The sequence below is a fragment of the Streptomyces sp. NPDC054783 genome (assembly GCF_053611725.1).
This window is the reverse complement of record NZ_JBSHAY010000024.1, coordinates 79989-102138: the sequence shown is the minus strand read 5'-3', so window position 1 is coordinate 102138 and position 22150 is coordinate 79989. Positions and strand designations below refer to the sequence as shown.

Here is a 22150-nt window from a genome sequence, read left to right as displayed (position 1 = left end):
GAGGAGAGCCGCACGGTGCGTACACAGAAATGTCATGGACGTGTCATAGCGACGCTCGTGGGCTGCACGGCGCTCGTACTGGCGGTCACCGGCACCGCCTCGGCCCGGACCGGCCCGCGCGCCGGTCTCGACCGCGAGGTGCTGCCCGCCAAGGACGGCTGGGCCGCGTACGGCACCGGGACCACCGGCGGTGCCGCCGCCGACCCCGCGCACGTCTACACCGTCACCACCTGGGACCAGTTCAAGGCGGCCCTGACCGACGGCGGCACCGCGCCCAGGATCATCAGAGTGCGGGGCACCATCGACGCCGACGGGCCCAGTTGCGACACCTTCGCCGTGCCCGGCTACGACTTCGCCACCTACCTGAAGACCTACGACCCGGCGGTGTGGGGCCGCGGCAAGAACCTGGACGGCGAGCCCGACGACAGCCCCGAGGGACTGCGCCGCGCCTCCGAGGCCGAACAGGACGCCTACATCAAGGCCTACGTCCCCGCGAACACCACGATCGTCGGCATCGGCAAGGACGCCGGCTTCAAGGGCGCCAGCCTGCAGATCAAGGGCGTCGACAACGTCATCGTCCGCAACCTGAGCTTCGAGAGCCCCCTCGACTGCTTCCCGCAGTGGGACCCGACCGACACCGCCGACGGCAACTGGAACTCCGAGTACGACAGCATGGACATCTACGGCGGCACGCACGTGTGGGCGGACCACAACACCTTCACGGACGGCGCCCATCCGGACAGCGCGCTGCCGTACTACTACGGCCGCATCTACGAACAGCACGACGGCGAGATGGACATCGTCAAGGGCGCCGACCACGTCACCGCCTCCTGGAACGTCTTCGAGAACCACGACAAGACGATCCTCATCGGCAACAGCGACAGCGCGTCCACCGCCGCCGTGGACCGGGGGCACCTGAAGGTCACCTTCCACCACAACCTGTTCGCGAACCTCGTCGAGCGGGCCCCGCGCGTGCGGTTCGGGCAGGTGGACTCGTACGACAACCACTTCGTCGCCGGGGACGGCTACGGCTACAGCTACGGCATCGGCATGGAGTCCCAGCTCGTCGCCGAGCACAACGCCTTCACGCTGCCGGACGGGGCGCAGGCGGGCCGCATCCTGAAGAAGTGGAAGGAGGCGCCGCTCACCGCCGACGACAACTACGTCAACGGCGCCCCGACCGACCTGATCGCCGTGCACAACGCCCAGGTGCCGGGCGAGATCCTGCAGTCCGCCGCCGGCTGGACCCCGACCCTGCGCACCAGGGTCGACCCGCCGCAGGCGGTCCCCGGCCTCGTCGACCACTGCGCCGGCGCCGGACACCTGCGCTGACCCCACCGGCCGGGGCGCGCCGCCCCGGCCGTCCCCTTCCAGAGCCGCACAGCGAAGGAGCACAGCCATGCCCTCCCCCCGACTCCCGCTGTCCAGACGGGGTTTCGTCGCCGCGAGCGCCGGGGCCGGCGCCGCGCTCGCCCTCACCTCCGTGCCTGCCCAAGCCCTTCAGGCCCTGCGCCCGTTCGGCCGATACGGCTCCCCGGCCCGCCGCCTCACCCCGCAGACCCTGTACGCCGACCCCCAGGGCCGGGGCGACTTCACCACCGTCCAGGCCGCCGTCACCGCCGCCTCCGGCAGCGGCCCCACCCTCGTCCTCGCCCCCGGCACCTACCGGGAGACGGTTGCCGTCGATGCGAGCCGTACGGAGATGACCTGGATCGGCGCCACCGATAACCCCCGGGACGTCGTCATCGTCTACGACAACGCGGCCGGCACCCCCAAGCCCGGCGGCGGCACCTACGGCACCACCGGCTCCGCGACGACGACCCTGCAGGCCGACGGCTTCACCGCGCGCTGGATCACCTTCGCCAACGACTGGCTGCGCGCCGACCACCCCGGCATCAGCGGCACCCAGGCGGTCGCCGTCAAGGTGCAGGGCGACCGCAGCGCCTTCCTGCACTGCCGCTTCCTCGGCCACCAGGACACCCTGTACGCCGACTCCATGGCCCTGTCCGCCTTCGCCCGCCAGTACTACGCGCACTGCTACGTCGAGGGAGACGTCGACTTCGTCTTCGGCCGGGCGACGGCGGTGTACGAGCACTGCCACTTCCACACACTGAACCGCACGGACCTGGCCACGGCCCCCTACGGATTCGTCTTCGCCCCCTCCACCGCCGTCGCCAACCCGCGCGGCCACCTCGTCGTCCGCGGCCGGATCAGCAGTGCCGCCCCGGACGCGTACTACAAGCTGGCCCGCCCCTGGGTGCCCGGCTCCGACCCCACCGCCCGCCCGATGCTCACCGTCCGCGACACCTGGCTCGGCCCCGGCGTCGACGCGGCCGCCCCCTACACGAACATGTCGGACGCCTACCCCTGGCAGCGGCAGCGGTTCGCCGAGTACCGCGACACCGGCCCCGGAGCGGTCGTCACCGTCCCGGAAAACCGTCCCCAACTCACCGACGGGCAGGCCGAGTCGGCGACCTGGGAGGGCCATCTGGGGGACTGGACGCCGTGGGAGCGGTGCTGATGCTCCGCAGGCGCACACTCCTCGGGGGACTCGCCGGTGGCGCGACGGCACTCGGCACCCCGGACGGCCTTCGCCCGCGACCGCCGCCGGATCCTGCACGTCCGTCCCGGCGACTCGGTGCAGGCCGCAGTGGACGCGACAAGTGGCCCCGGGGACACGGTCCTCGTGCACCCGGGGACGTACCGCGAAGTGGTCGGCGTACCCGCGGACGAGGCGGAGCTGACCCTGCGCGGGATCACCGGCGACCCCGTGACGTCGTCGTGGCGCGGTGGTCACCCTCCCCGCCAACCGGCCGCAGCTCACCGATGCCGAGGCCGCGCTGCACACCCCGGCGGCCCACCTCGGCGACCGGAACCTCCGTCGACCGACCCGCTCGCTCTGAGCCGACGAAAAGGACCCGTACGTCATGCGTCGCATCAAGAGCACGCTCCTCGCCCTGTCCATGGCCGGTGCCGGCCTCGGCCTGCTCAGCACGCCCGCCCACGCGGCCACCCTGGTCGGCAACTCCACCGACCTGGCGAACGCCATCAAGAACGCCACCGCCGATGAGGTCATCCAGGTCCGCGGCGGCACCTACTACCCGACGGCCACCCTGCAGTCCACGGCCGACGGCACTGTCTCGTCCCCGATCACGCTCACCGCGTACGGCTCGGAGACGGTCAGGATCGACGGCTCCTCGCTCCCGTCCGGCGCGTGGATCTTCAAACCGACGGCCGACCACTGGAACGTCTCCGACATCACCTTCCAGAACTCCCCGGACAGCGCGGTCGTCTGCCAGTCCTGTACCGGGACGTACTGGAACAGCATCAAGACGATCGACGGCGGAGACTCCGGCTTCACGCTCACCGGAGACGGCACGGTGAACAACACCGTGAAGAACCTGGACAGTTACGGCAACTGCGACCGTACGCGAACGCCAAGCGGGGTCACTACTTCGCGACGAGCTCCGCGAGGCTCGGCAAGAACCTGGCGGTCGGCAACGGCAGCGGCCTGGTCGGCAAGGGCTCGAACGTCGTCTCGGCCGGCAACAACTGGGACTCCGGCATCTCCACGCCGTCCTTCGTCTCCACGGACGCGACGACGGTGTACAACGCCGGGAGCCGTCCGGCTTGCGGCTGCCGGGCACGACGTTCCAGACGCAGACGTCGCGCAGAGCGCCGTCCGCGACGAAGTCCTCCGGCCGGTAACCCGGGTTCGTTCTCCCGGTTCCCCTGCCCGTGCACGCCGATCACGCAGAACACTGTATCGATCGGATAACAGGCCTCCCAGCGCCGGTTGTTATGCGCGTAGATAGTCCCTGACCTGGTACATCACTCTCATCCACCAGATCCGGAGAATCCATGCGGAAGTCCCACAGAGTCGTTGCCGCCGGTGCGGCCTGTGCTCTCGCCGGTGTCGCGCTGTACGGCGCGGGCGTGGCCACCGCCGGGCAGTCGACGGCGAACTCCACCCACGAGCCCTACAACATAGGGCAGTTGGTTAAGGACATCGACACCTACTACGGCACCCACGCCGACAGCAACGGCGTCTATCAGGCGTCCCCGGACAGCCCGTACGCCCAGGACCTGGCCGGCATCGACGCCGCCGCCAAGCGCTATATCGACAAGGCGGCCCGCAAGGCGCACCGTCATGGTGAGAAGCCGGCCGTCGTCTTCGACATCGACGACACGCTGCTGCTCAGCCTCGACTACGAGAAGCGCTACAACTACACGTACAACCCCACCACGTGGAACGACTACGTGAACCGCGCCGACCGCCCGGCCGTCTTCGGCAGCCCCGAGCTGGTCCAGTACGCCGAGTCCAAGGGCGTGGAGGTCTTCTACAACTCCGGTCTGAGCGAGGCCCAGCGCGTCGCCGCGGTCGCGAACCTGAAGAAGGTCGGCGCCGACGTGAACCTCGACACCGACCACATGTTCCTCAAGGACAAGGCCAACCCGCCGGCCTACCTGAGCGACTGCGCCACCCCGACCGCCTGGAACTGCACGACCGTGCAGTACAAGTCCGGGACGCGCAAGCACATCGAGGACGACCTGGGGTACGAGATCATCGCCAACTTCGGCGACCAGTACTCGGACCTCGACGGCGGCTACGCCGACCGCACGTACAAGCTGCCGAACCCGACGTACTTCGTCAGCTGAGCGCCGGCCGTACGTCCTGAGCAGCCGCTCGTACCCGGCCCCCGTCACCGGCAGCACCATGCCGTGGCGGGGGCCGGCGGGGCGGCGACCGTGGATTGAGCCCTGCGGCTCTCCTTGAGTCAACCGTGGGTGGTGAAGTCGCCCTTCACCACGTACTGGTTGTCATCTGCGGTGCCGGTGATGGTGTAGCTGTCGTCCTTCGCGTCCCGTCCGCCCCGCGCATGGTCGTACTGCCCCGCGAACACCCACTGCCCGGCGGGAACTGCACGGCCGTCCTTGAGGGTCCAGGTGCAGACGACGAACCCGTCCCTTTCCACGACGCTCTGCGTGAAGTCCTCCTCCGGCAGGGATCGCCAGGCCCCCGCCGAAGACACCCCGCCGGTCTGTGCGACCTTCAACTGGACAGTGAGGGCGGTCAGTTGCTTGGAGGCCTTCAGGGTCACGTCGCTCTGCGCCCAGAAGTCGTTGCTGTGCGGGTCCACCGAGCCGTCCGACCACAGGGGCCCGTCCTGCGCGCCATGGGCCACGTGCGGTCGCCGGGAGGCCGTCGGTGTCCGGGAGGTCGTCGGTGTCCGGGAGGGCGTGGCAGCACTCGGGGTGCGGGACGGGCCCGGGGTGCCCGGGCCGGGCACCGGATCGGCGGAATGCGCCGCAGGACGCCCGGTCCTCTCCGGCGAGGAGACCGGCGTCGGGGAGACCGCGACCGTCTGCCGGGCCGGCCGGTCGCCGCGGACCGCGGAGGCCACCGCGTAACCGCCGACGGCGAGTACTCCGGCCGCCGCCGTGGCGCCGGCCACCCGCAGCCAGCCGGACACCGGCCGACGCGTGGTCCGGTGGCCGGAGGGGCCGGTCCGCGCGGCCATGCCGCGCTCCACGCGGGCCAGGATGCGCGCGCGGTCGGGTTCGTGGGCCTCGGCCGCCTCGTGCAGCCGGGCGCGCAGCTCGTCGTGCACGTCCTGCCGCCTCATCGGTTCCGTCCTCCGCTCTCGCCGCCGCGGGCCGCCATCGCCGCGTGCAGCCGCCGCGGATCGCCCTGGGGGCCGAGCAGGCGCTGGAGTTCGGCCATCCCCCTGGACGTCTGGCTCTTCACCGTACCCACCGAGACGCCGAGCGCGAGCGCAGTGTCCTTCTCCGACAGGTCGAACGCATGCCGGAGCACCACACACGCCCGTTTGCGGAACGGCAGTCTGCGCAGCGCCTCCTGTACGTCCACGACCCCGGCCACGTCCGGGTTCTCGGTCCTCTCCTCGTGGTGCGGCCAGAACAGCGCGATCCTGCGGCGTTCGCGCACCGCGCTGCGGATCCGGGTGCGGGCCAGGTTGGCGACCACGCCCCGCGCGTACGCCACCGGGTGGTCGGCCGCGCGCACCCGGTCCCAGCGGTGCCACAGCGCCAGCAGCGCGTCCGCCGCCAGGTCGTCGGCGGCGTCCTTGTCCCCGGTCAACAGGGCAGCCAGACGGGAGAGTTCGGTGTAGTGCCGTTCGAAGAAGGCATGGAACTCCACGGAGGCGGCGTCGTCGACGACTGTGCCCACGGGGGACCTCCTCTCGGTGCGGCTCTGGAGGTGACTGTACGGGGGGCCGGACAACGTGTGGTCCACCGAACCGGATTCCGTAACACAGGGAAAACCTGAAACAGGTTGAACAGGGGAACAATCCAGCCAGCATCCGCAAGCCGATCACCAGGTCACGAGGAGTGGCACCATGTCAGTGGACCGGTACTTCAGAGTCTCCGAGCGGGGATCCACGTTCGGCCGGGAGATACGCGGCGGCTTCGCCACGTTCTTCACCATGGCCTACATCCTTGTCCTGAACCCGATCATCCTGGGCAGCGCCAAGGACAAGTTCGGGCACACGCTGGACACCGGCCAACTCGTCACCGCCACCGCGCTGGTGGCGTGCGTGATGACGATCGTCATGGGCGTCGGCGGCAACCTCCCGCTCGCCATCGCCGCCGGCCTCGGCCTCAACGCCGTCGTCGCCCTCCAGCTGGCCCCGCTGATGAGCTGGCCCGACGCGATGGGCCTGGTGGTCCTGGAGGGCCTGCTCATCTGCCTGCTGGTCCTCACCGGACTGCGGGAGGCCATCATGAACGCGATCCCGCAGCAGCTGAAGCAGGCCATCGGTGTCGGCATCGGCCTGTTCATCGCCTTCATCGGCTTCGTCGACGCCGGGTTCGTCAGCCGCATCCCGGACGCCGCGCACACCACCGTGCCCGTGCAACTGGGCGCCGTCGGACGCCTGACCGGCTGGCCCGTGCTCGTCTTCTGCCTCGGCGTGCTGCTGACCATCGCGCTCATCGCCCGGAAGGTGAAGGGCGCGATCCTCATCAGCATCGTGACGATGACCGTCGTCGCGATCATCGTCAACGCCGTCGCCGACATCAAGAGCTGGGGCCTGACCACGCCCAAGGTCCCCGACAAGATCGTCGCCGCACCGGACTTCGGGCTCATCGGTCACTTCAGCCTGTTCGGCGGCTTCGCCAAGGCCGGCGTCCTCACCGCCGTCCTGCTGGTCTTCACCCTCGTCCTGTCCGACTTCTTCGACGCCATGGGCACGATCGTCGGCATCAGCGCCGAGGCCGGGCTGCTGGACGAGAAGGGGCAGGTGCCCGGCATCGGCCGGGTGCTGTTCATCGACGGCGCCGCGGCCGCCGTCGGCGGTCTCGGCTCCGCCTCCTCCAACACCGCCTACATCGAGTCCGCGGCCGGCGTCGGCGAGGGCGCCCGCACCGGCCTCGCCAACCTCGTCACCGGCGGCCTGTTCGGCCTCGCCCTCTTTCTCACCCCGCTGCTCACCATCGTCCCGCTCCAGGCGGCGGCGCCCGCGCTGATCGCCGTGGGCTTCCTGATGATGACCCACGTCAAGCACATCGACTGGGACCGGTACGACATCGCCGTCCCGGCGTTCCTCACCATCGCGGCGATGCCGTTCACCTACTCCATCACCGACGGGATCGGGGCCGGCTTCCTGTCCTACGTCGTCATCAAGGCGGTGCTGGGCAAGGCGCGGGAGGTCAACTGGCTGTTGTGGGCCGTGTCGGCGCTGTTCCTCGTGTACTTCGCGATCGACCCGGTCGAGCAGATTCTCGGGGTGAAGTGAGGGCTGCTCACTTCAGCGCCGCCTGCATCATCGCCTTCGCCACCGGCGCCGCCAGACCGTTGCCGCTGACCTCCGACCTCGCCGCGTCCGACTGCTCCACCATCACGGCGACAGCCACTTCCCTGCCGCTGCTGTCGGACTTGGCGAAGGACGTGAACCAGGCGTACGGCGTCTTGCTGTTGTTCTCGCCGTGCTGGGCGGTGCCGGTCTTGCCGCCGACGGTGGCGCCGTCGACCAGGGCGTTCGTGCCGGTGCCGTCCTTGACCACCGTCTCCATGGCCGACTGCAGCTGCTCGGCCGTGGAGGAACTGACGATCTCCTTGGTGTCCGCGTTGTCGTCGTAGTTCTGCAGCACAGCACCGCCACTGTCGGTGATCTGCGACACCAGATGCGGCGAGACCAGCTTGCCGCCGTTGGCTATGGCCGCGGACACCATGGCCATCTGCAGCGGGGTCGCGGTGACGTCGAACTGGCCGATGCCGGACAGTCCGGTCTGCGCCTTGTCCATGTTCGAGGGGTACACGCTGGGGTAGGCCCGCACCGGAACGTCCTGCGCGTCGTCGTTGAAGCCGAACTTCTCGGCCATGGACCGCACCTTGTCCTGGCCGAGCTGGACGGCCATGTGGCCGAAGACGTTGTTGCAGGAGTACTGCAGGGCGACGCGGATCGGGGCGTTCCTGCACGGTGCGGACCTGTTCTCGTTGGTCAGCTCGCGGACCGTGCCCGGCAGGGTGTACGGGTCGGGGCTGTCGGTCCGTTCGTCCACGTTCTTGTACAGCCCGTCCTCCAGCGCGGCCGCCGCCACGACCAGCTTGAAGGTCGAGCCCGGCGGCAGCGGCTGGCGCAGCGCGCGGTTGGTGAGCGGCTTGTCCTCGTCCGCGTTGAGCTGCTTCCAGGCCGAGCCGGCCGTGTTGGCGTCGGTCAGCGCGGAGGGGTCGTACGACGGTGTGGACACCGCCGCGAGGATCTTGCCGGTCTTCGGGTCGATCGCGACGGCGCCGCCCTTCTTGTCGCCGAGCGCGCGGTAGGCCGCCTTCTGCACGTCCGGGTCGATCGTGCTGAGCACGTTGCCCGGGTCGGCGCGCTTGCCGGTGAGCGTGTCCAGCACGGTCTTCAGCCGGTTGTCCGTGCCGTTGAGCAGGTCCTTGTAGATGCCCTCCAGCTGCGTGGGGGCATAGGCCTGCGAGGCGTAGCCCGTCACCGCCGCGTAGAGCCTGCCGTCCGTGTACGTCCGCTTGTATGCGAGGTCGCTCCCCTTGGTCCGGGTGGAGCCGGTGATCGCGTTCCCGGCCACGATGATGTTCCCGAGCGGCCGCGAGTACGTCTGGATCGCGTTGCGCCGGTTGTCGTTGTCGTCCGCGAGGGCCTTGCCGTCGTAGAACTGCACCCAGGTCGCCCTGACCAGCAGAGCGAGCACGAGCAGCAGCGCGAAGACGGACGCCCGCCTGATCGTCTTGTTCATCCCGCTCCGAAGACGATCGGGACGGGGTCGATCGTTCCCGTACGCCCCGTTTTCTCATCCCACGCTCAGGAAACCGGCCTCGTACGCGGCGATCACCGCCTGCGTGCGGTCCCGGGTGCCCGTCTTGGCCAGCACCGCCGCGACGTGCGACTTCACGGTGGCGGGGCCCACCTCCAGCCGCCGGGCGATCTCGGCGTTGGTCAGTCCGTCGGCCATGTGCCGCAGCACGTCGCGCTCGCGTCCGGTGAGCTTGCTCACCCAGGGCGCGGACGGGGCTGCCCTGCGCCCGTGTTCGGCCGCGAGTGCCCGGACGGCCGAGGGGAACAGCAGGCTGTCGGTGCGCGCGACCAGCCGTACCGCCTGCACCAGGGCGTCGGCGTCGGACCGCTTGAGCAGGAAGCCGGCGGCTCCGGCGCGCAGGGCGTCGTACACGTAGGAGTCGTTCTCGAAGGTGGTCACGACCACGATCCGCGGCGGTTCCGCCATGGTGGCGACGAGCTGCTCGGTGGCCCGGATGCCGTCGACCTCCGGCATGCGGACGTCCATGAGCACGACGTCGGGCCGCAGTTCCCGGACCACGGACACGGCCTCGGCGCCCGTCGTGGCCTCGCCGACCACCTCCAGGTCCGGCTCGGCGGAGAGGATGGCGCGCAGGGCGGTGCGGACCATGCGCTCGTCGTCGGCGAGGACGAGCCGGATGGCGGGCCGGGTCATGCGGATCCCTTCGGGAGCGGTCGGGTGAGCGGGCCGGGTGGTGTCGTGGGCGTGGTCAGGGGCAGTCGTACGGACAGGCGCCAGATGTCCGCCGACGGTCCCGCCTCAGCCGTGCCGCCGAGCAGCCGCACCCGGTCGGCGATGCCCCGCAGGCCGTGGCCGCCCCCGGGGCGGGGAGCCGGGCCGGCGCCCAGGGGGTTCTCGACGGTGATCTCCAGGTGTCCGGCGGCGGTGGCGATGCGGACGGCGACGGGCGATCCGGCGTGTTTCAGCGCGTTGCTCAGGCCCTCCTGCACGATCCGGTACGCCTCCCGGGAGACCAGCGGCGGCAGGGCGGCCGGGTCGATGCCGACGGTGGCCGTCACGCGCTGCCCGGCGGCCCGGGTCCGGCGCAGCAGCCCCTCCAGGTCGCTCTCCAGGGTCGGCGCGGGCGCGGTGCCCGGCGCGTCCCCGTCCCGCAACACGCCGAGTACGGCGTCGAGTTCGCCGACCGTGCGCCGGGTGGTCTCCTCGATGGCGGCGAGTGCCTCGCGGACGAACTCCGGGTCGGTGCCGAGGAGCCGGCGGGCCGCGCTCGCCTGGAGGGTGACGGCGCTCAGGGCGTGGCCGACGCTGTCGTGCAGCTCGCGGGCGAGCCGGTTGCGCACGGCGAGGTCGGCGGCGCGGGCCTCGGCGGCGGCCAGCCGGTCCTGCGGGGTGGGCCCGAGCAGCGCGGTCGCCCAGCGGGCCAGCAGGGCCCCGCAGCCGGCCGCGCACGCGGCGAGCGCCAGCAGCATGGCCAGGCCCGCGACCGGGGACAGCGCCAACGCCCAGTCGTGGGCGAGGACATGGGGCAGGCCGAGCGGGGAGCGGCGCAGCCCGGCGAACACCGGCAGGACGATCAGGACCACCGCGAACGGCGGCACGGCCAGCGACATCCCGGCGATGATCCCGCCGAGGCCGAGGTGCAGCGTGAACCAGGCCGCCGTACGGGCCCGTTCGGTACGCGTCCGGGCCGGGCCGTGGGCCAGCGAGTAGGCGTCGATCCCGCACAGGGCCCTCACCGCCGCCGACTCCAGCGGCCTGGTCAGCGGGAACAGCGACGTGACGGCGGCGATCGGCAACCCGACGGCGAACGAGCCGAGTTGGAGCGGCAGGGACCGGAAGACGTCGTCCACGCCGGTGAGCGGCCCGACGATCACCGAGCCGACGAGGACGTACGGCATGGCGAGCGCGCCACCGAGGATCAGATGGATCCAGCGGCGCCGCGCCCGCCCGCCGAGGAGCAGCCCCAACGCCCCTGTCACTGCGGCGCCTTGACGGGCCGGTCCGTCAGGAAGCGGGCGATGACGCCCGCCACGAGGATGCCGGTGATCATCTGTCCAGCGTAGGCGAGGCCGGTCAGCGGCGCCGGCCGGTCGCCCGTCACCACCGCCGCCAGCGACATCCATCCGCCCCAGCAGGCCACCGCCCCGGAGCCGATCCAGGCCGACGCGAGCGGTACGGCGACCGGCAGCACACCGCCTCGGCGGAAGGCGAGCTGCCAGGCACCGGTGACGGCCGCGGCGAGGAAGAGGACGTACACGCACTGCATGGACCGGTCGCCGCTGCCGTCCGGTGCGGCCGCCCCGCAGGCCCGCAGCAGCCGCACCGCGCCCGGGACCAGCGCGAGCAGGGCCGCCGCGAGGGCCGTCCGCCGCTGCGCCCCTCCCGCGCCCCCGGCCGGGAGCTCCCGCATCCGCCCCCGCCACAGGTGCCCCCAGCGGTCGCGGGCGTACCCGGTGAACAGCGCCCCCAGCGCCAGCCCCTGCACGATGAACCCGCTGTACACCACCCCGAAGACCCAGTCGTCGAGGAACGGCCTGTCGCCCGAGCCGCCGCCCCCGCCGCCGGTGCCGTGGAGGACGAGTTGCAGCGGGAAGCCCACCATGATGGGCGCGAGGAGTCCCACGGCGAACCACATCGGCACCGCGAGCAGCCAGGCCGGCACCCGCCGCCCCCACGGGCGGGTCAGCAGCAGCGCCAGCACCACGACGGCCGCGTCCATCACGACGGTGAGACCGTTGGCGAGGATCATGGTCAGCCGGTGCTCGAGCAACGGGCTGCCGTCCGGGATGCCGAGGTGACTACCGGCGATCCAGGCGAACTTGAGGGACAGATAGGGCAGACAGGCGGCGACGGCGACGAGCCGGAGCGAGCGCCGTCCGGCGGAGACACCGGCGGGGGCAGGGGCGGTTGAGATCGTCATGGCTCAACGCTCCCGCGTGAGCGGGGGCGTTCACCTCCTGCGGACCGACGATCCGTCTCCGCCGCACGGGGGAGGGGGTTCAGTCGTCCAGGACGAGCACGACCTCCTCGATCTCCCGGCCCCGCCCGTTCGCAAATCCGCGGGCCCGGGCCGTCTCGCGGAAGCCGCACTTGTGCAGCACCCGCAGCGACGCGGCGTTGTCGGCCGCCGCCCGCGCGTACAGCGGCCGTTCGGGTACCTCGGCGAGCAGGGCCCGCAGCGCCGCCGTGGCGACACCGCGGCCCCAGTAGGCGCGGTCGATCCAGTACGTCACCTCGCGCTCGCCGGCCATCCCGTAGACCGCCGCGTTACCGGCCACCTCGCCGTCGGCCAGGACCGCGCGCAGCACGTGGGCGGAGTCGCGCACGCGCCGCCAGTAGGCCGCGAAGGCGTCCTGGTCGTACGGGTTCTCCGGGCCGAACGCGGCCATCCGGACGGCCTCCGGGTCGGTCATCTGCCGGTGGAACACCGGCAGGTCACTGTCCTCGACGGCACGCAGCGCGATCTCCATGGGACCCGAGCCTACGACGGCACGGGCGCCTGGCCCCACGACAGTCCCCGCTCAGAGCCTGCGGGTCGCCAGCGTCAGCCGGTCGCGCGCGTCGAACAGCGCGTCCTTGATCATCTGTTCGTGGGCGGGGGTCAGCCGGGCCACCGGCACCGAGCAGCTGATCGCGTCCCGGGCCGGGGTGCGATAGGGGATCGCCACGCCGAAGCAGCGCAGGCCCAGCGTGTTCTCCTCGCGGTCGACCGCGAAGCCCTGCTCCCGCACCTGGCGCAGCTCCTCGATGAGCTTCTCCCGGTCGGTGATGGTGTTCTCGGTGAGCGCGGGCAGGGTCTCCGGCAGCAGCTTGCGCACCTGTTCGTCGGTGTACGTGGCGAGGATCGCCTTGCCGAGGGAGGTGGAGTGGGCCGGCAGCCGGCGCCCGACCCGGGTGAAGGGGCGCAGGTAGTGCTGGGACTGGCGGGTGGCCAGGTAGACGACGTTGGTGCCGTCGAGGCGGGCCAGGTGGATGGTCTCCGTGGTGTCGTCGGAGAGCCGGTCCAGGGTCGGCCGGGCGGCGGCCACCACCTCGTCGCCGTCGATGTACGAGGTGCCCACCAGCAGTGCCCGCACCCCGATGCCGTACCGCGTGCCCGTCGCGTCGGTCTCCACCCAGCCCAGGTCCACGAGCGTGCGCAGCAGCATGTACAGGCTGGACTTGGGGTACCCCACGGCCTCCTGGACGGCCGCGAGGGAGTGCATACCGGGCTTGCCGGCGAAGTACTCGAGCAATTCAACGGTCCGCACCGCGGACTTGACCTGCGCCCCGCCTGTCTCGCCAGCCGACATCGCCCTTGACCCCTTCAATCGCCGGGAAATAGTCTCCGAGCAGCATATTCATCATCAGAGACAGCGTTCAGTATATCGAACGCGGCTGATCGGTGACCCTAGTTCTTGCGGCCTTACTGGAGGGACCCGCGGTGGCAGCAGCACCAGTCTGGAGCGTCGACCCGCGTACCGGGAAGCAGCGTGAACAGGTTGCGGTGGAGGCTACAGCCCAGGAGGTGGACGCGGCGGTCCGGGCGGCCCACGCCGCACGCGGCGCCCTCGCCGACCGCGCGGTGCGCTCCGCCTTCCTGCGCTCGGCCGCCGCGGGCCTGGCGGCGGCCGGCGACGGTCTGGTCGAGACCGCCGACGCCGAGACCGCCCTCGGCCCGGTCCGGCTGACCGGCGAACTCGCCCGCACCTGCTACCAGCTGCGGGCCTTCGCCGGCATCGTCGACGAGGGCGCCTTCCTCGACGTCGTCATCGACCACCCCGACGACACGGCGACCCCGCCCGTCCCGGACCTGCGCCGCTACAAGGTGCCGCTCGGCGTCGTCGCCGTCTACTCCGCCTCCAACTTCCCCTTCGCCTTCTCCGTCGCCGGCGGCGACACCGCGAGCGCGCTCGCGGCGGGCTGCCCGGTCGTCGTCAAGGCCCACCCCGACCACCCGGCCCTGTCCGAGCTGGTCGCCAAGGTGCTGCGCCGGGCCGCCGCCGAACACGGCATCCCCGAGGGTGTCGTCGGCCTCGTGCACGGCTTCGAGGCGGGCGTCGAACTGATCAGGCACCCGCTGGTCGCCGCGGCGGGCTTCACCGGTTCGGTACGGGGCGGACGTGCCCTCTTCGACGCGGCCGCCGCCCGTCCCGTGCCGATCCCGTTCCACGGCGAGCTGGGCTCGCTGAACCCGGTCCTGGTGACCGAGGCCGCCGCCGCCGAGCGCGCCGAGGAGATCGGCACCGGGCTCGCCGGATCGATGACGCTGGGGGTCGGGCAGTTCTGCGTGAAGCCCGGTCTGGTGCTGGTGCCGTCCGGCGCGGCAGGCGACGGCCTGGTCAAGGCCCTGACGGCCGCGGTGAGCAACACCGAGGCGGGCGTGCTGCTCGACCACCGGATGCGGGACAACTTCGTTGCCGGGGTGGCCGAGCGCGCGCAGCTGGCCGGGGTCGACTCCCCGGTCACCCCGGGCGCGGGCGGCGAGCACACGGTCAGCGCCGGGTTCCTGACGGTGCCGGCGGGCAGGCTGGCCGAGGAGGGGGCGTACGACCTGCTCCTGGAGGAGTGCTTCGGCCCGGTCACCGTGGTGGTGCGGTACGAGGACGAGGGCGAGGCCGCGGCCGTGCTGTCCCGCCTTCCGGGCAACCTTACGGCCACGGTCCAGCTGTCCTCGGAGGAAGCCGCAGGCAACGGCCGGGGCGCGGAGCTCCTGGCCGAGCTGACCCCGCTGGCCGGCCGCGTCCTGGTGAACGGCTGGCCGACGGGCGTGGCGGTGGCCCCGGCCCAGCACCACGGGGGGCCGTACCCCGCGACCACCTCCACGTCCACCTCGGTGGGCGGGACGGCCATCGAGCGGTGGCTGCGGCCGGTGGTGTACCAGAACGCGCCCGCGGCCCTGCTGCCGGACGAGCTGCGGGACGACAACCCCCTCGGCCTTCCCCGGCGGTTCGACGGGCGCCTCGAACGCTGAAGACCGGCGCGAGCGGAACGGGAAGCTGAGAGACTCGCCCCATGGACCTGAAAATCCCCGAACTGCCCTTCCCCCTCCGGACGTACGGGCCCGACGGACACTGGGTTCATGAGGACGGCGTGCTCACCGGATGGGCGGGCCCCCGGCAGGACCGGTTCGTCACGCCCACCGGGGAAGCCCTGGACCCCGCCTCCGACGCGCCCCGGCTGCTGGGGGCGCCGGAAGGGGACTTCCAGCTGATCGCCCGGGTCACCGTCGGGTTCAACGCCTCCTTCGACGCCGGCGTGCTGTACGTCCACGTCGGCGACCGGGCCTGGGCCAAGCTCTGTCTGGAGTACTCCCCGGACGTGCCCACCGTCTGCACAGTGGTCACCCGGGGACACTCCGACGACGCCAACTCCTTCATGGTGGAGGGCAGTTCGGTGTGGCTGCGGGTCAGCCGGACCGGGCGGGCCTTCGCCTTCCACGCCTCCCGGGACGGCGAGCGCTGGACCTTCGTCCGGCTGTTCACCCTCGGCGACGAGGAGAGGACCGGTGACGCGCTGGTCGGCTTCATGACCCAGTCGCCGCTGGGGGAGGGGTGCGTGGTCACGTACGACCACATCGAGTTCAGGACGTCCTGGCCGAGCGACCTGCGAGACGGAAGCTGAGCGCGAACGTCGCCGTGAGCAGGGCCGCGCTGACGGCCAGGCTGCAGCGCATGCCGGCCTGGAAGCCGTGGCCGAGCAGCGCCCCGAACACCGCGATGCCCAGGCCGCCGGCCACCTGCCGGGCCGAGTTGAGCACCCCGGCCGCCAGGCCCGCCCGTTCGGCGGGTACGGCGTCCATCATCGCGGCGGTCAGCGGCGGCACCGTCAGCGCGCAGCCCAGCGCCAGCGGCACCAGCAGCACCGACACCAGGGCCGGGGGTGTGCCCGCGTCGACGTACAGCAGCAGGAGCAGGCCGGCGACGGCGAGGGGCTGGCCCACGAGCATCGGCAGCCGGGGGCCGTAGCGGCCCGCGAGCTTGCCCGCCACCACGTTCGTCACCGCGATCAGGCCCGTCATCGGCAGGAACATCAGCCCGGCGAACAGCGCGGAGTGCCCCTGGACCTGCTGGAAGAAGAGCGAGAAGACGAACACCATGCTGTAGAACGCCACACTGACCGCGGAGCCCGCCGCGACCGCCGTCGCCACGGTCCGGTCGCGGAACAGGCCGAGGGGCACCACCGGGTGGGGCCGGTGCGCCTCGATGCGCAGGAACGCCGCGGCCGCGAGGACGGCCACCGCCAGTGCCGCCCAGCCCGCCGTCCCGCCCTCGATCACCGCGAAGGCCAGGGACACCAGGGCCGCCACCGCCGTCAGCTGCCCGGGCAGATCCAGCGGTGCCGGGCGGGGCCGCGAGCGCGGGGCACGGACGAGCAGGGCCAGGACCGCGGTGCCCACCGGGAGGTTGACGAAGAAGATGCCACGCCAGTCCCAGGCGGTGGTCAGCGCACCGCCCGCGACCGGACCGAGGGCCACGGCGAGCGAACCGCCCGCCGCCCAGGCCGCCACCGCGCGGGCCCGCCGCGCCGGTTCCCGGTACGCCTGCCGCACCAGCGCCAGCGACGCCGGGAGCACCACGGCCGCCGCGACACCCTGGACCACCCGCGCGCCGATCAGGGCCGGCAGGTTCGGCGCGAGTCCGCAGGCCGCCGAGGCGAGCGTGAACACCGTGGTACCGAGGGCGAAGGCCCGGCTCGCCCCGGCCCGGTCGGAGAAGGCCCCGGTGGACAGCATCAGTGCCGCGAAGGCCAGCGTGTAGGCGTCCACCACCCACTGCAGACCGGACATCCCGCCGCCCAGGGAGGAGCCGATCGCGGGCAGGGCCACATTGACCACGGACGCGTCGAGACAGATCAGCGCGAAGCCGAGCAGGGCGGCGGTGAGGGTGAGCGCGGCGGAGGGGCCGGTGGGCTCCAAGTCACCTTCCTCAGGGGCGAGTTGTCCGACCCTGGGCATCTGGTTCGTTGACATGTCCCCATGCTGCGGATCCCCGTCGTCGTACAGTAGTGGCCTGAACGCCATGCATCCGGAGGTTCTGGCCATGCCGCACCGCGTCGCCGTCATCGCTCCCTCGCCGGTCTCGATGTTCAACCTCGCCATCCCCGAGCTGCTGTTCGGCAAGGTGGAGGTGGACGGCCGGCCGGGCTACGAGGTGTTCGTCTGCGCCGCGGACCCGGGCCCGGTCCCCACCACCGCCGGACTCGACCTGTCCGTACGCCACGGGCTCGACGCCGTGCGGGAGGCGGACACGGTGGTCGTCGCCGGCACCGGCGCCCCGTTCGAGCCGGAGCCCCGGATCGTGGCGGCCGTCCGTGCGGCCGCCGCCGACGGCAAGCGGATCGCCTCCATCTGCACCGGCGCCTTCCAGCTCGCCGAGGCGGGCCTGCTGCACGGCCGCAAGGCCACCACGTACTGGGCGCACGCCGACGAACTGCGCAGACGGTACCCGCAGGTGCTACTCCAGGGCGACGTCCTGTACGTCCAGGACGGGCCGTACCTCACCTCCTCCGGCTACGCAGCCGGCATCGACCTGTGCCTGCACATCATCCGCACCGACTACGGCGCCGCCGTCGCCAACGCGGTCGCCCGGCTCGCCCTGGTCGCCCCGGTCCGCCCCGGCGGCCAGACCCAGTTCACGCACACCCCGCTGCCGCCCGAGCGGGGCAGCGCCTGCGCCGACACCCGCGGCTGGGCCATGCGCAACCTCGACAGGCCGCTCACCCTCACCGATCTGGCCCGGCACGCCGGAGTCTCCGTACGCACCCTCACCCGGCGCTTCCACGCCGAGAGCGGTGTCAGCCCCCTGCAGTGGCTCCTCCACCAGCGCATCGAGCGCGCCAAGGAGCTCCTGGAGACCACCACGCTTCCGATGGACCAGGTGGCCGGCGCCTGCGGCCTCGGCACCGCCGACTCCCTGCGCGCCCACATGGTCCGCCGCACCGGGCTCACACCGAGCGCGTACCGGGCCCAGTTCAACCGCCTCGGAACCGGGTCCGGCGCGGTCACGTCCTTCGTTGCATGATCAGTCAACGTGTGACGGCCGGCCCGGTGATCCGCACCGCCCTGCCGGCCGAAGCCGAGGTCATCACCGAGCTGCACTTCCGGGCCCGTTCGACGTACTACCCGGACGGCGTCCCGCAGGCCGACGTCGACTGGACCGAGGCCTGGCGCCGTTCCATCGAGCGCACCGACGGTCATGTGCTGTGCGCCGTCGAGCAGGGCCGGATCGTCGGCATCGCCTCCTTCCGCACCCCGGAGGGCGCCCCCGCGGAAACGGTCAAGCTCTTCCAGTTCCACGTCGACCCCGACCACTGGCGCTCCGGTATCGGTACGGCCCTGCACGCGGCCTGTGCGGAGGAGTGGCGGGCCGACGGCAAGCGGACGGCGGTCCTCGACGTCCACGTGGACAACCGGCGGGCCCAGGCGTTCTACGACCGCCAGGGCTGGGTCCCGGACCCGGAGAACCCACCGGCGGAGGGCGACCACCACCTCTTCCTGCGCTTCACCGTGCCCCGGGAATGAACCAGGCTGTTTGAACGTTCACGTACTGGGTGGAGAGAGCCTCCGCGCCCGTACGACCTGGAGAGAGCCGAAGACATGCGCGTCGAGATCTGGAGCGACATCGCCTGCCCCTGGTGCTACGTGGGCAAGGCCCGCTTCGAGAAGGCGCTCGCAGCCTTCCCGCACCGCGACGACGTCGAGGTCGTGCACCGCTCCTTCGAGCTGGACCCGGGCCGCGCCAAGGGCGACGTCCAGCCGGTGATCACCATGCTGACCAGGAAGTACGGCATGAGCGAGGCGCAGGCCCAGGCCGGCGAGGACAACCTCGGCGCCCAGGCCGCCGGCGAGGGCCTGGACTACCGCACCCGGGGCCGCGACCACGGCAACACCTTCGACATGCACCGCCTGCTGCACTTCGCCAAGGAGCAGGGCAGGCAGGACGAGCTGATCCAGGTCCTGTACCGGGCCAACTTCGCCGAGGAGCGGTCCGTCTTCACCGAGGGCGACGAGCGGCTCGTCGAGCTGGCCGTGGCGGCCGGTCTCGACGCCGAGGCAGCCCGTGCGGTGCTCGCCGACCCGGACGCGTACGCCGACGAGGTCCGCGCCGACGAGCGCGAGGCCGCCGAGCTCGGCGCGACCGGCGTGCCCTTCTTCGTCCTCGACCGCAAGTACGGCGTCTCCGGCGCCCAGCCCGGCGAGGTCTTCACCCGGGCGCTGACCCAGGCCTGGGGCGAGCACTCGCCGCTGAAGCTGGTCGAGCAGGCGGACCAGGGGGACGGGGCGGCCTGCGGGCCCGACGGGTGCGCGGTGCCGCAGCAGGGCTGAAACCGCAGGCCGGGGCGGACGTATAAGCAGTCCTGAGCGGATCCACGGAAGAATTCGCAATGGACGGGGACTTCACCGGGCCGCAGAGTGGACCCATGAAGAACACGGAGACCACGGAGACGTTCGACAACCTCGTCCGCGCCGAGTTCGCCCCGAGGAACACCTACCTGAACACCGCGAGCAGCGGCCTGCTCCCGGCCCGTACGGTCGCCGCGCTGCACGAGGCGGTGGCCATCCGGGCCGAGGGCCGGCCACTGGACCCGCTGTTCGACGACGTGGAGGTCGCCCGGGCCGCGTTCGCCCGGCTGGCCGCAGTGCCGGTCACCCGCGTCGCGGCGGGCCCGTCGGTCTCCGCCCAGACCGGGCTGATCGCCGCCTCGCTGCCCGCGGGCGCCGAAGTCCTCACCGCCGAGGACGACTTCACCTCCGTACTCAACCCGTTCCACGCGCGCGGCGACCTCAAGGTGCGCGCGGTGCCGCTGGAACGGCTCGCCGAGTCGGTCCGGCCCGGCACCGCCCTGGTCGCGGTCAGCGCCGCGCAGTCCGCCGACGGGCGGATCGCCGACCTGCCCGCCCTGCGCGGGGCGGCCCGCGCGCACGGTGCGCGCACCTACGTCGACTTCTCCCAGGCCGCCGGCTGGCTGCCGATGGAGGCCGGCGCCCACGACTTCACCGTCTCCACCACCTTCAAGTGGCTGCTCGGTCCGCACGGGGCGGCCTTCCTCGTCGTCCCCGAGGACTTCGGCGGGCTGTCCCCGCTGCTGGCGGGCTGGGTGGCGGCCGAGGAACCGTGGAACAGCTGCTACGGCCCGGTGACCGAACTCGCCCACTCCGCACGGCGGTTCGACGTCAGCCCGGCCCTGTTCACCTACACCGGGGTGGCGCGGTCGCTCGCCCTGATCGAGGAGCTGGGCGTGACCGCCGTACAGGCGCACGACCTCGCGCTGGCCGACCGGTTCCGCACCGGACTCGCCTCACTCGGTCACGAACCGCTGCCCGCCCCCGGCTCGGCCATCGTCTCCGTACCCGGACTGGGCGCGCGCCAGCCGGAGTTGAGCCGCGCGGGCATCGAGGTCTCCGACCGGGCCGGCAACCTGCGCGCGTCCTTCCACCTCTACAACACGGAAGCGGACGTGGACCGGCTGCTGGACGTGCTGTCCGGCTGACGGCATGACCGGGCCGGAGCCCCCCGTCCCACACGAGGAGGCCCCGGCCCGGAGCCGTACGTCTGGCGGCTACCTCACCGGAGTGAAGTCCTGCGCCCCGATGAACTCCGGCCGCCGCACCGGAGCCGCGAACGGTTCGACGGCCGTGTTCTCCACGCTGTTGAACACGATGAAGACGTTGCTGCGCGGGAAGGGCGTGATGTTGTCGCCCGAGCCGTGCATGCAGTTGCAGTCGAACCAGGTCGCCGAGCCGGCCTTGCCGGTGAACAGCCGGATGCCGTGCTCGCCCGCCAGCGAGGTCAGCGCCTCGTCCGAGGGCGTGCCCGCGTCCTGCATCTGCAGTGACTTCTTGTAGTTGTCCTTGGGCGTGGCGCCGGCGCAGCCCAGGAACGTCCGGTGCGAACCCGGCATGATCATCAGACCGCCGTTGGTGTCGTGGTTCTCGGTCAGTGCGATCGAGACCGACACCGTGCGCATGTTCGGCAGACCGTCCTCGGCGTGCCAGGTCTCGAAGTCCGAGTGCCAGTAGAAGCCGCTCGCGCCGAAACCGGGCTTGACGTTGATCCGGGACTGGTGGACGTACACGTCCGAACCGAGGATCTGCCGGGCGCGCCCGACCACCCGCGGATCGCGCACCAGGTTCGCGAACACCTCGCTGGTCCGGTGCACCTCGAAGACCGAGCGGATCTCCTTCGACTTCGGCTCCACGATGGAGCGCTCGTCGGCGCGGATCGCCGGGTCGGCGACCAGCCGGTCCAGCTCGCGCTTGTAGACCTCGACCTCGTCCGGGGTGATCAGCTGGTCGACGGCGAGGAAGCCGTCACGCTCGTACGCCTGCAGGTCGGCCGCGGGGACCGGGCCCGGGGTGTCCGGGGAGCCCCAGACGACCGGGTCCTGACGCGGGACGGTCACCTCGGTGGTGCCGCGGGTCGGGTAGAGATCGGTGACGCTGGCAGTGGTCATGGGTTCTCACACCTCCTCGGGCTCGGTGAGCAGCGGGTAGACGCCGTTCTCGTCGTGGTCCTCCCGTCCGGTCACCGGCGGGTTGAACACGCAGATGCAGTGGAAGTCCTCCTTGACGCGCAGCGTGTGCCGCTCGTGCCCGTCGAGGAGGTACATGGTGCCGGGCGTGATGGTGTACGTCGTCCCGGCCTCGTGGTCGGTGAGTTCGGCCTCGCCCTTGGTGCAGACGACGGCCTCGACGTGGTTGGCGTACCACATCGACGTCTCGGTGCCGGCGTACAGGATGGTCTCGTGCAGGGAGAAGCCGACCCGCTCCTTGGCGAGGACGATCCGCTTGCTCTCCCAGGTACCGGACTTCGCCTTGATGTGCCGGTCGGTGCCTTCGATGTCCTTGAACGATCGGACGATCACGGTGGTGTTCTCTCTCCGGGTTGATCAGAGGGTTGATCAGGGGGTTGATCAGGGGGGTGAC

At 71.7% G+C, this 22150-nt stretch carries 21 protein-coding genes and 1 pseudogene; 11 read left to right on the top strand and 11 right to left on the bottom strand.

Annotated features, from left to right (window positions below; genetic code table 11):
- Positions 1-15: 15 nt before the first annotated feature.
- From ACWGJ5_RS32860 to ACWGJ5_RS32845, 4 genes and pseudogenes are all read left to right on the top strand, one after another.
- A complete protein-coding gene (locus ACWGJ5_RS32860; protein WP_453313264.1) occupies positions 16-1332 on the top strand; it encodes a pectate lyase family protein in 1317 nt (438 codons plus the stop codon).
- Positions 1333-1399: 67 nt separating this feature from the next.
- Positions 1400-2521 (top strand): pectinesterase family protein, encoded by a 1122-nt coding sequence (locus ACWGJ5_RS32855; protein WP_453313263.1) that lies wholly within the window; start codon positions 1400-1402, stop codon positions 2519-2521.
- A gap of 406 nt (positions 2522-2927) precedes the next feature.
- Positions 2928-3708: pseudogene (locus ACWGJ5_RS32850) on the top strand (hypothetical protein).
- 153 nt (positions 3709-3861) lie between these two features.
- Positions 3862-4659 (top strand): HAD family acid phosphatase, encoded by a 798-nt coding sequence (locus tag ACWGJ5_RS32845; protein WP_453313262.1) that lies wholly within the window; start codon positions 3862-3864, stop codon positions 4657-4659.
- A gap of 119 nt (positions 4660-4778) precedes the next feature.
- On the opposite strand, the gene ACWGJ5_RS32840 is transcribed toward ACWGJ5_RS32845, so the two are convergent.
- Positions 4779-5627 (bottom strand): hypothetical protein, encoded by an 849-nt coding sequence (locus ACWGJ5_RS32840; protein ID WP_453313261.1) that lies wholly within the window; start codon positions 5625-5627, stop codon positions 4779-4781.
- Complete coding sequence (locus ACWGJ5_RS32835) at positions 5624-6193, bottom strand: SigE family RNA polymerase sigma factor (RefSeq protein WP_453313260.1); 570 nt, start codon at positions 6191-6193, stop codon at positions 5624-5626. Before ACWGJ5_RS32835 ends, ACWGJ5_RS32840 begins: the two co-directional genes overlap by 4 nt.
- Positions 6194-6362: 169 nt before the next feature.
- Here ACWGJ5_RS32835 and ACWGJ5_RS32830 point away from each other — a divergent pair, with 169 nt between their 5' ends.
- On the top strand, positions 6363-7760 hold the full coding sequence (locus ACWGJ5_RS32830; RefSeq protein ID WP_453313259.1) for an NCS2 family permease: 1398 nt from the start codon (positions 6363-6365) through the stop codon (positions 7758-7760).
- A 7-nt stretch (positions 7761-7767) separates the two neighbouring features.
- Here ACWGJ5_RS32830 and ACWGJ5_RS32825 read toward each other — a convergent pair whose 3' ends face one another.
- From ACWGJ5_RS32825 to ACWGJ5_RS32800, 6 genes are all read right to left on the bottom strand, one after another.
- Positions 7768-9222 (bottom strand): peptidoglycan D,D-transpeptidase FtsI family protein, encoded by a 1455-nt coding sequence (locus tag ACWGJ5_RS32825; protein WP_453313258.1) that lies wholly within the window; start codon positions 9220-9222, stop codon positions 7768-7770.
- 54 nt (positions 9223-9276) lie between these two features.
- Positions 9277-9936, bottom strand: a complete 660-nt coding sequence (locus ACWGJ5_RS32820; protein WP_228624014.1) for a response regulator transcription factor — start codon at positions 9934-9936, stop codon at positions 9277-9279.
- Positions 9933-11222 (bottom strand): sensor histidine kinase, encoded by a 1290-nt coding sequence (locus ACWGJ5_RS32815; RefSeq protein WP_453313257.1) that lies wholly within the window; start codon positions 11220-11222, stop codon positions 9933-9935. Before ACWGJ5_RS32815 ends, ACWGJ5_RS32820 begins: the two co-directional genes overlap by 4 nt.
- Entirely contained in the window at positions 11219-12163 is a 945-nt protein-coding gene (locus ACWGJ5_RS32810; RefSeq protein WP_453313256.1) for a hypothetical protein, read from the bottom strand. The genes ACWGJ5_RS32815 and ACWGJ5_RS32810 overlap by 4 nt, the downstream gene beginning before the upstream one ends.
- A gap of 79 nt (positions 12164-12242) precedes the next feature.
- A complete protein-coding gene (locus tag ACWGJ5_RS32805; RefSeq protein ID WP_453313255.1) occupies positions 12243-12713 on the bottom strand; it encodes a GNAT family N-acetyltransferase in 471 nt (156 codons plus the stop codon).
- A gap of 51 nt (positions 12714-12764) precedes the next feature.
- Positions 12765-13535 (bottom strand): IclR family transcriptional regulator, encoded by a 771-nt coding sequence (locus ACWGJ5_RS32800; protein WP_453313254.1) that lies wholly within the window; start codon positions 13533-13535, stop codon positions 12765-12767.
- A gap of 131 nt (positions 13536-13666) precedes the next feature.
- On the opposite strand from ACWGJ5_RS32800, the gene ACWGJ5_RS32795 reads away from it, so the two are divergent.
- Positions 13667-15196: an aldehyde dehydrogenase (NADP(+)) gene (locus ACWGJ5_RS32795; protein WP_453313253.1), complete on the top strand. Its 1530-nt coding sequence runs from the start codon at positions 13667-13669 to the stop codon at positions 15194-15196.
- Positions 15197-15237: 41 nt separating this feature from the next.
- Entirely contained in the window at positions 15238-15846 is a 609-nt protein-coding gene (locus ACWGJ5_RS32790; RefSeq protein WP_453313252.1) for a DUF1349 domain-containing protein, read from the top strand.
- Here the strand turns inward: ACWGJ5_RS32790 and ACWGJ5_RS32785 are convergent.
- Complete coding sequence (locus ACWGJ5_RS32785; RefSeq protein ID WP_453313251.1) at positions 15806-17194, bottom strand: MFS transporter; 1389 nt, start codon at positions 17192-17194, stop codon at positions 15806-15808. The genes ACWGJ5_RS32790 and ACWGJ5_RS32785 overlap by 41 nt on opposite strands.
- A 70-nt stretch (positions 17195-17264) precedes the next feature.
- On the opposite strand from ACWGJ5_RS32785, the gene ACWGJ5_RS32780 reads away from it, so the two are divergent.
- From ACWGJ5_RS32780 to ACWGJ5_RS32765, 4 genes are all read left to right on the top strand, one after another.
- Positions 17265-18245 carry a GlxA family transcriptional regulator gene (locus tag ACWGJ5_RS32780; protein WP_453313306.1) on the top strand — a complete coding sequence of 327 codons (981 nt, stop codon included), beginning with the start codon at positions 17265-17267 and terminating at the stop codon, positions 18243-18245.
- Positions 18242-18745, top strand: coding sequence for an N-acetyltransferase family protein (locus ACWGJ5_RS32775; protein WP_453313250.1), 504 nt, complete (start codon positions 18242-18244; stop codon positions 18743-18745). Before ACWGJ5_RS32780 ends, ACWGJ5_RS32775 begins: the two co-directional genes overlap by 4 nt.
- A 75-nt stretch (positions 18746-18820) precedes the next feature.
- Positions 18821-19549 carry a DsbA family oxidoreductase gene (locus ACWGJ5_RS32770; RefSeq protein ID WP_453313249.1) on the top strand — a complete coding sequence of 243 codons (729 nt, stop codon included), beginning with the start codon at positions 18821-18823 and terminating at the stop codon, positions 19547-19549.
- Between the two features lie 59 nt (positions 19550-19608).
- A complete protein-coding gene (locus tag ACWGJ5_RS32765) occupies positions 19609-20715 on the top strand; it encodes an aminotransferase class V-fold PLP-dependent enzyme (RefSeq protein WP_453313248.1) in 1107 nt (368 codons plus the stop codon).
- A gap of 69 nt (positions 20716-20784) precedes the next feature.
- On the opposite strand, the gene thpD is transcribed toward ACWGJ5_RS32765, so the two are convergent.
- Positions 20785-21678: an ectoine hydroxylase gene (thpD, locus tag ACWGJ5_RS32760; protein ID WP_453313247.1), complete on the bottom strand. Its 894-nt coding sequence runs from the start codon at positions 21676-21678 to the stop codon at positions 20785-20787.
- Positions 21679-21684: 6 nt separating this feature from the next.
- The gene (locus ACWGJ5_RS32755; protein ID WP_453313246.1) at positions 21685-22089 is read right to left on the bottom strand and encodes an ectoine synthase; all 405 of its coding nucleotides are present in this window, start codon (positions 22087-22089) and stop codon (positions 21685-21687) included.
- Between the last annotated feature and the right edge of the window lie 61 nt (positions 22090-22150).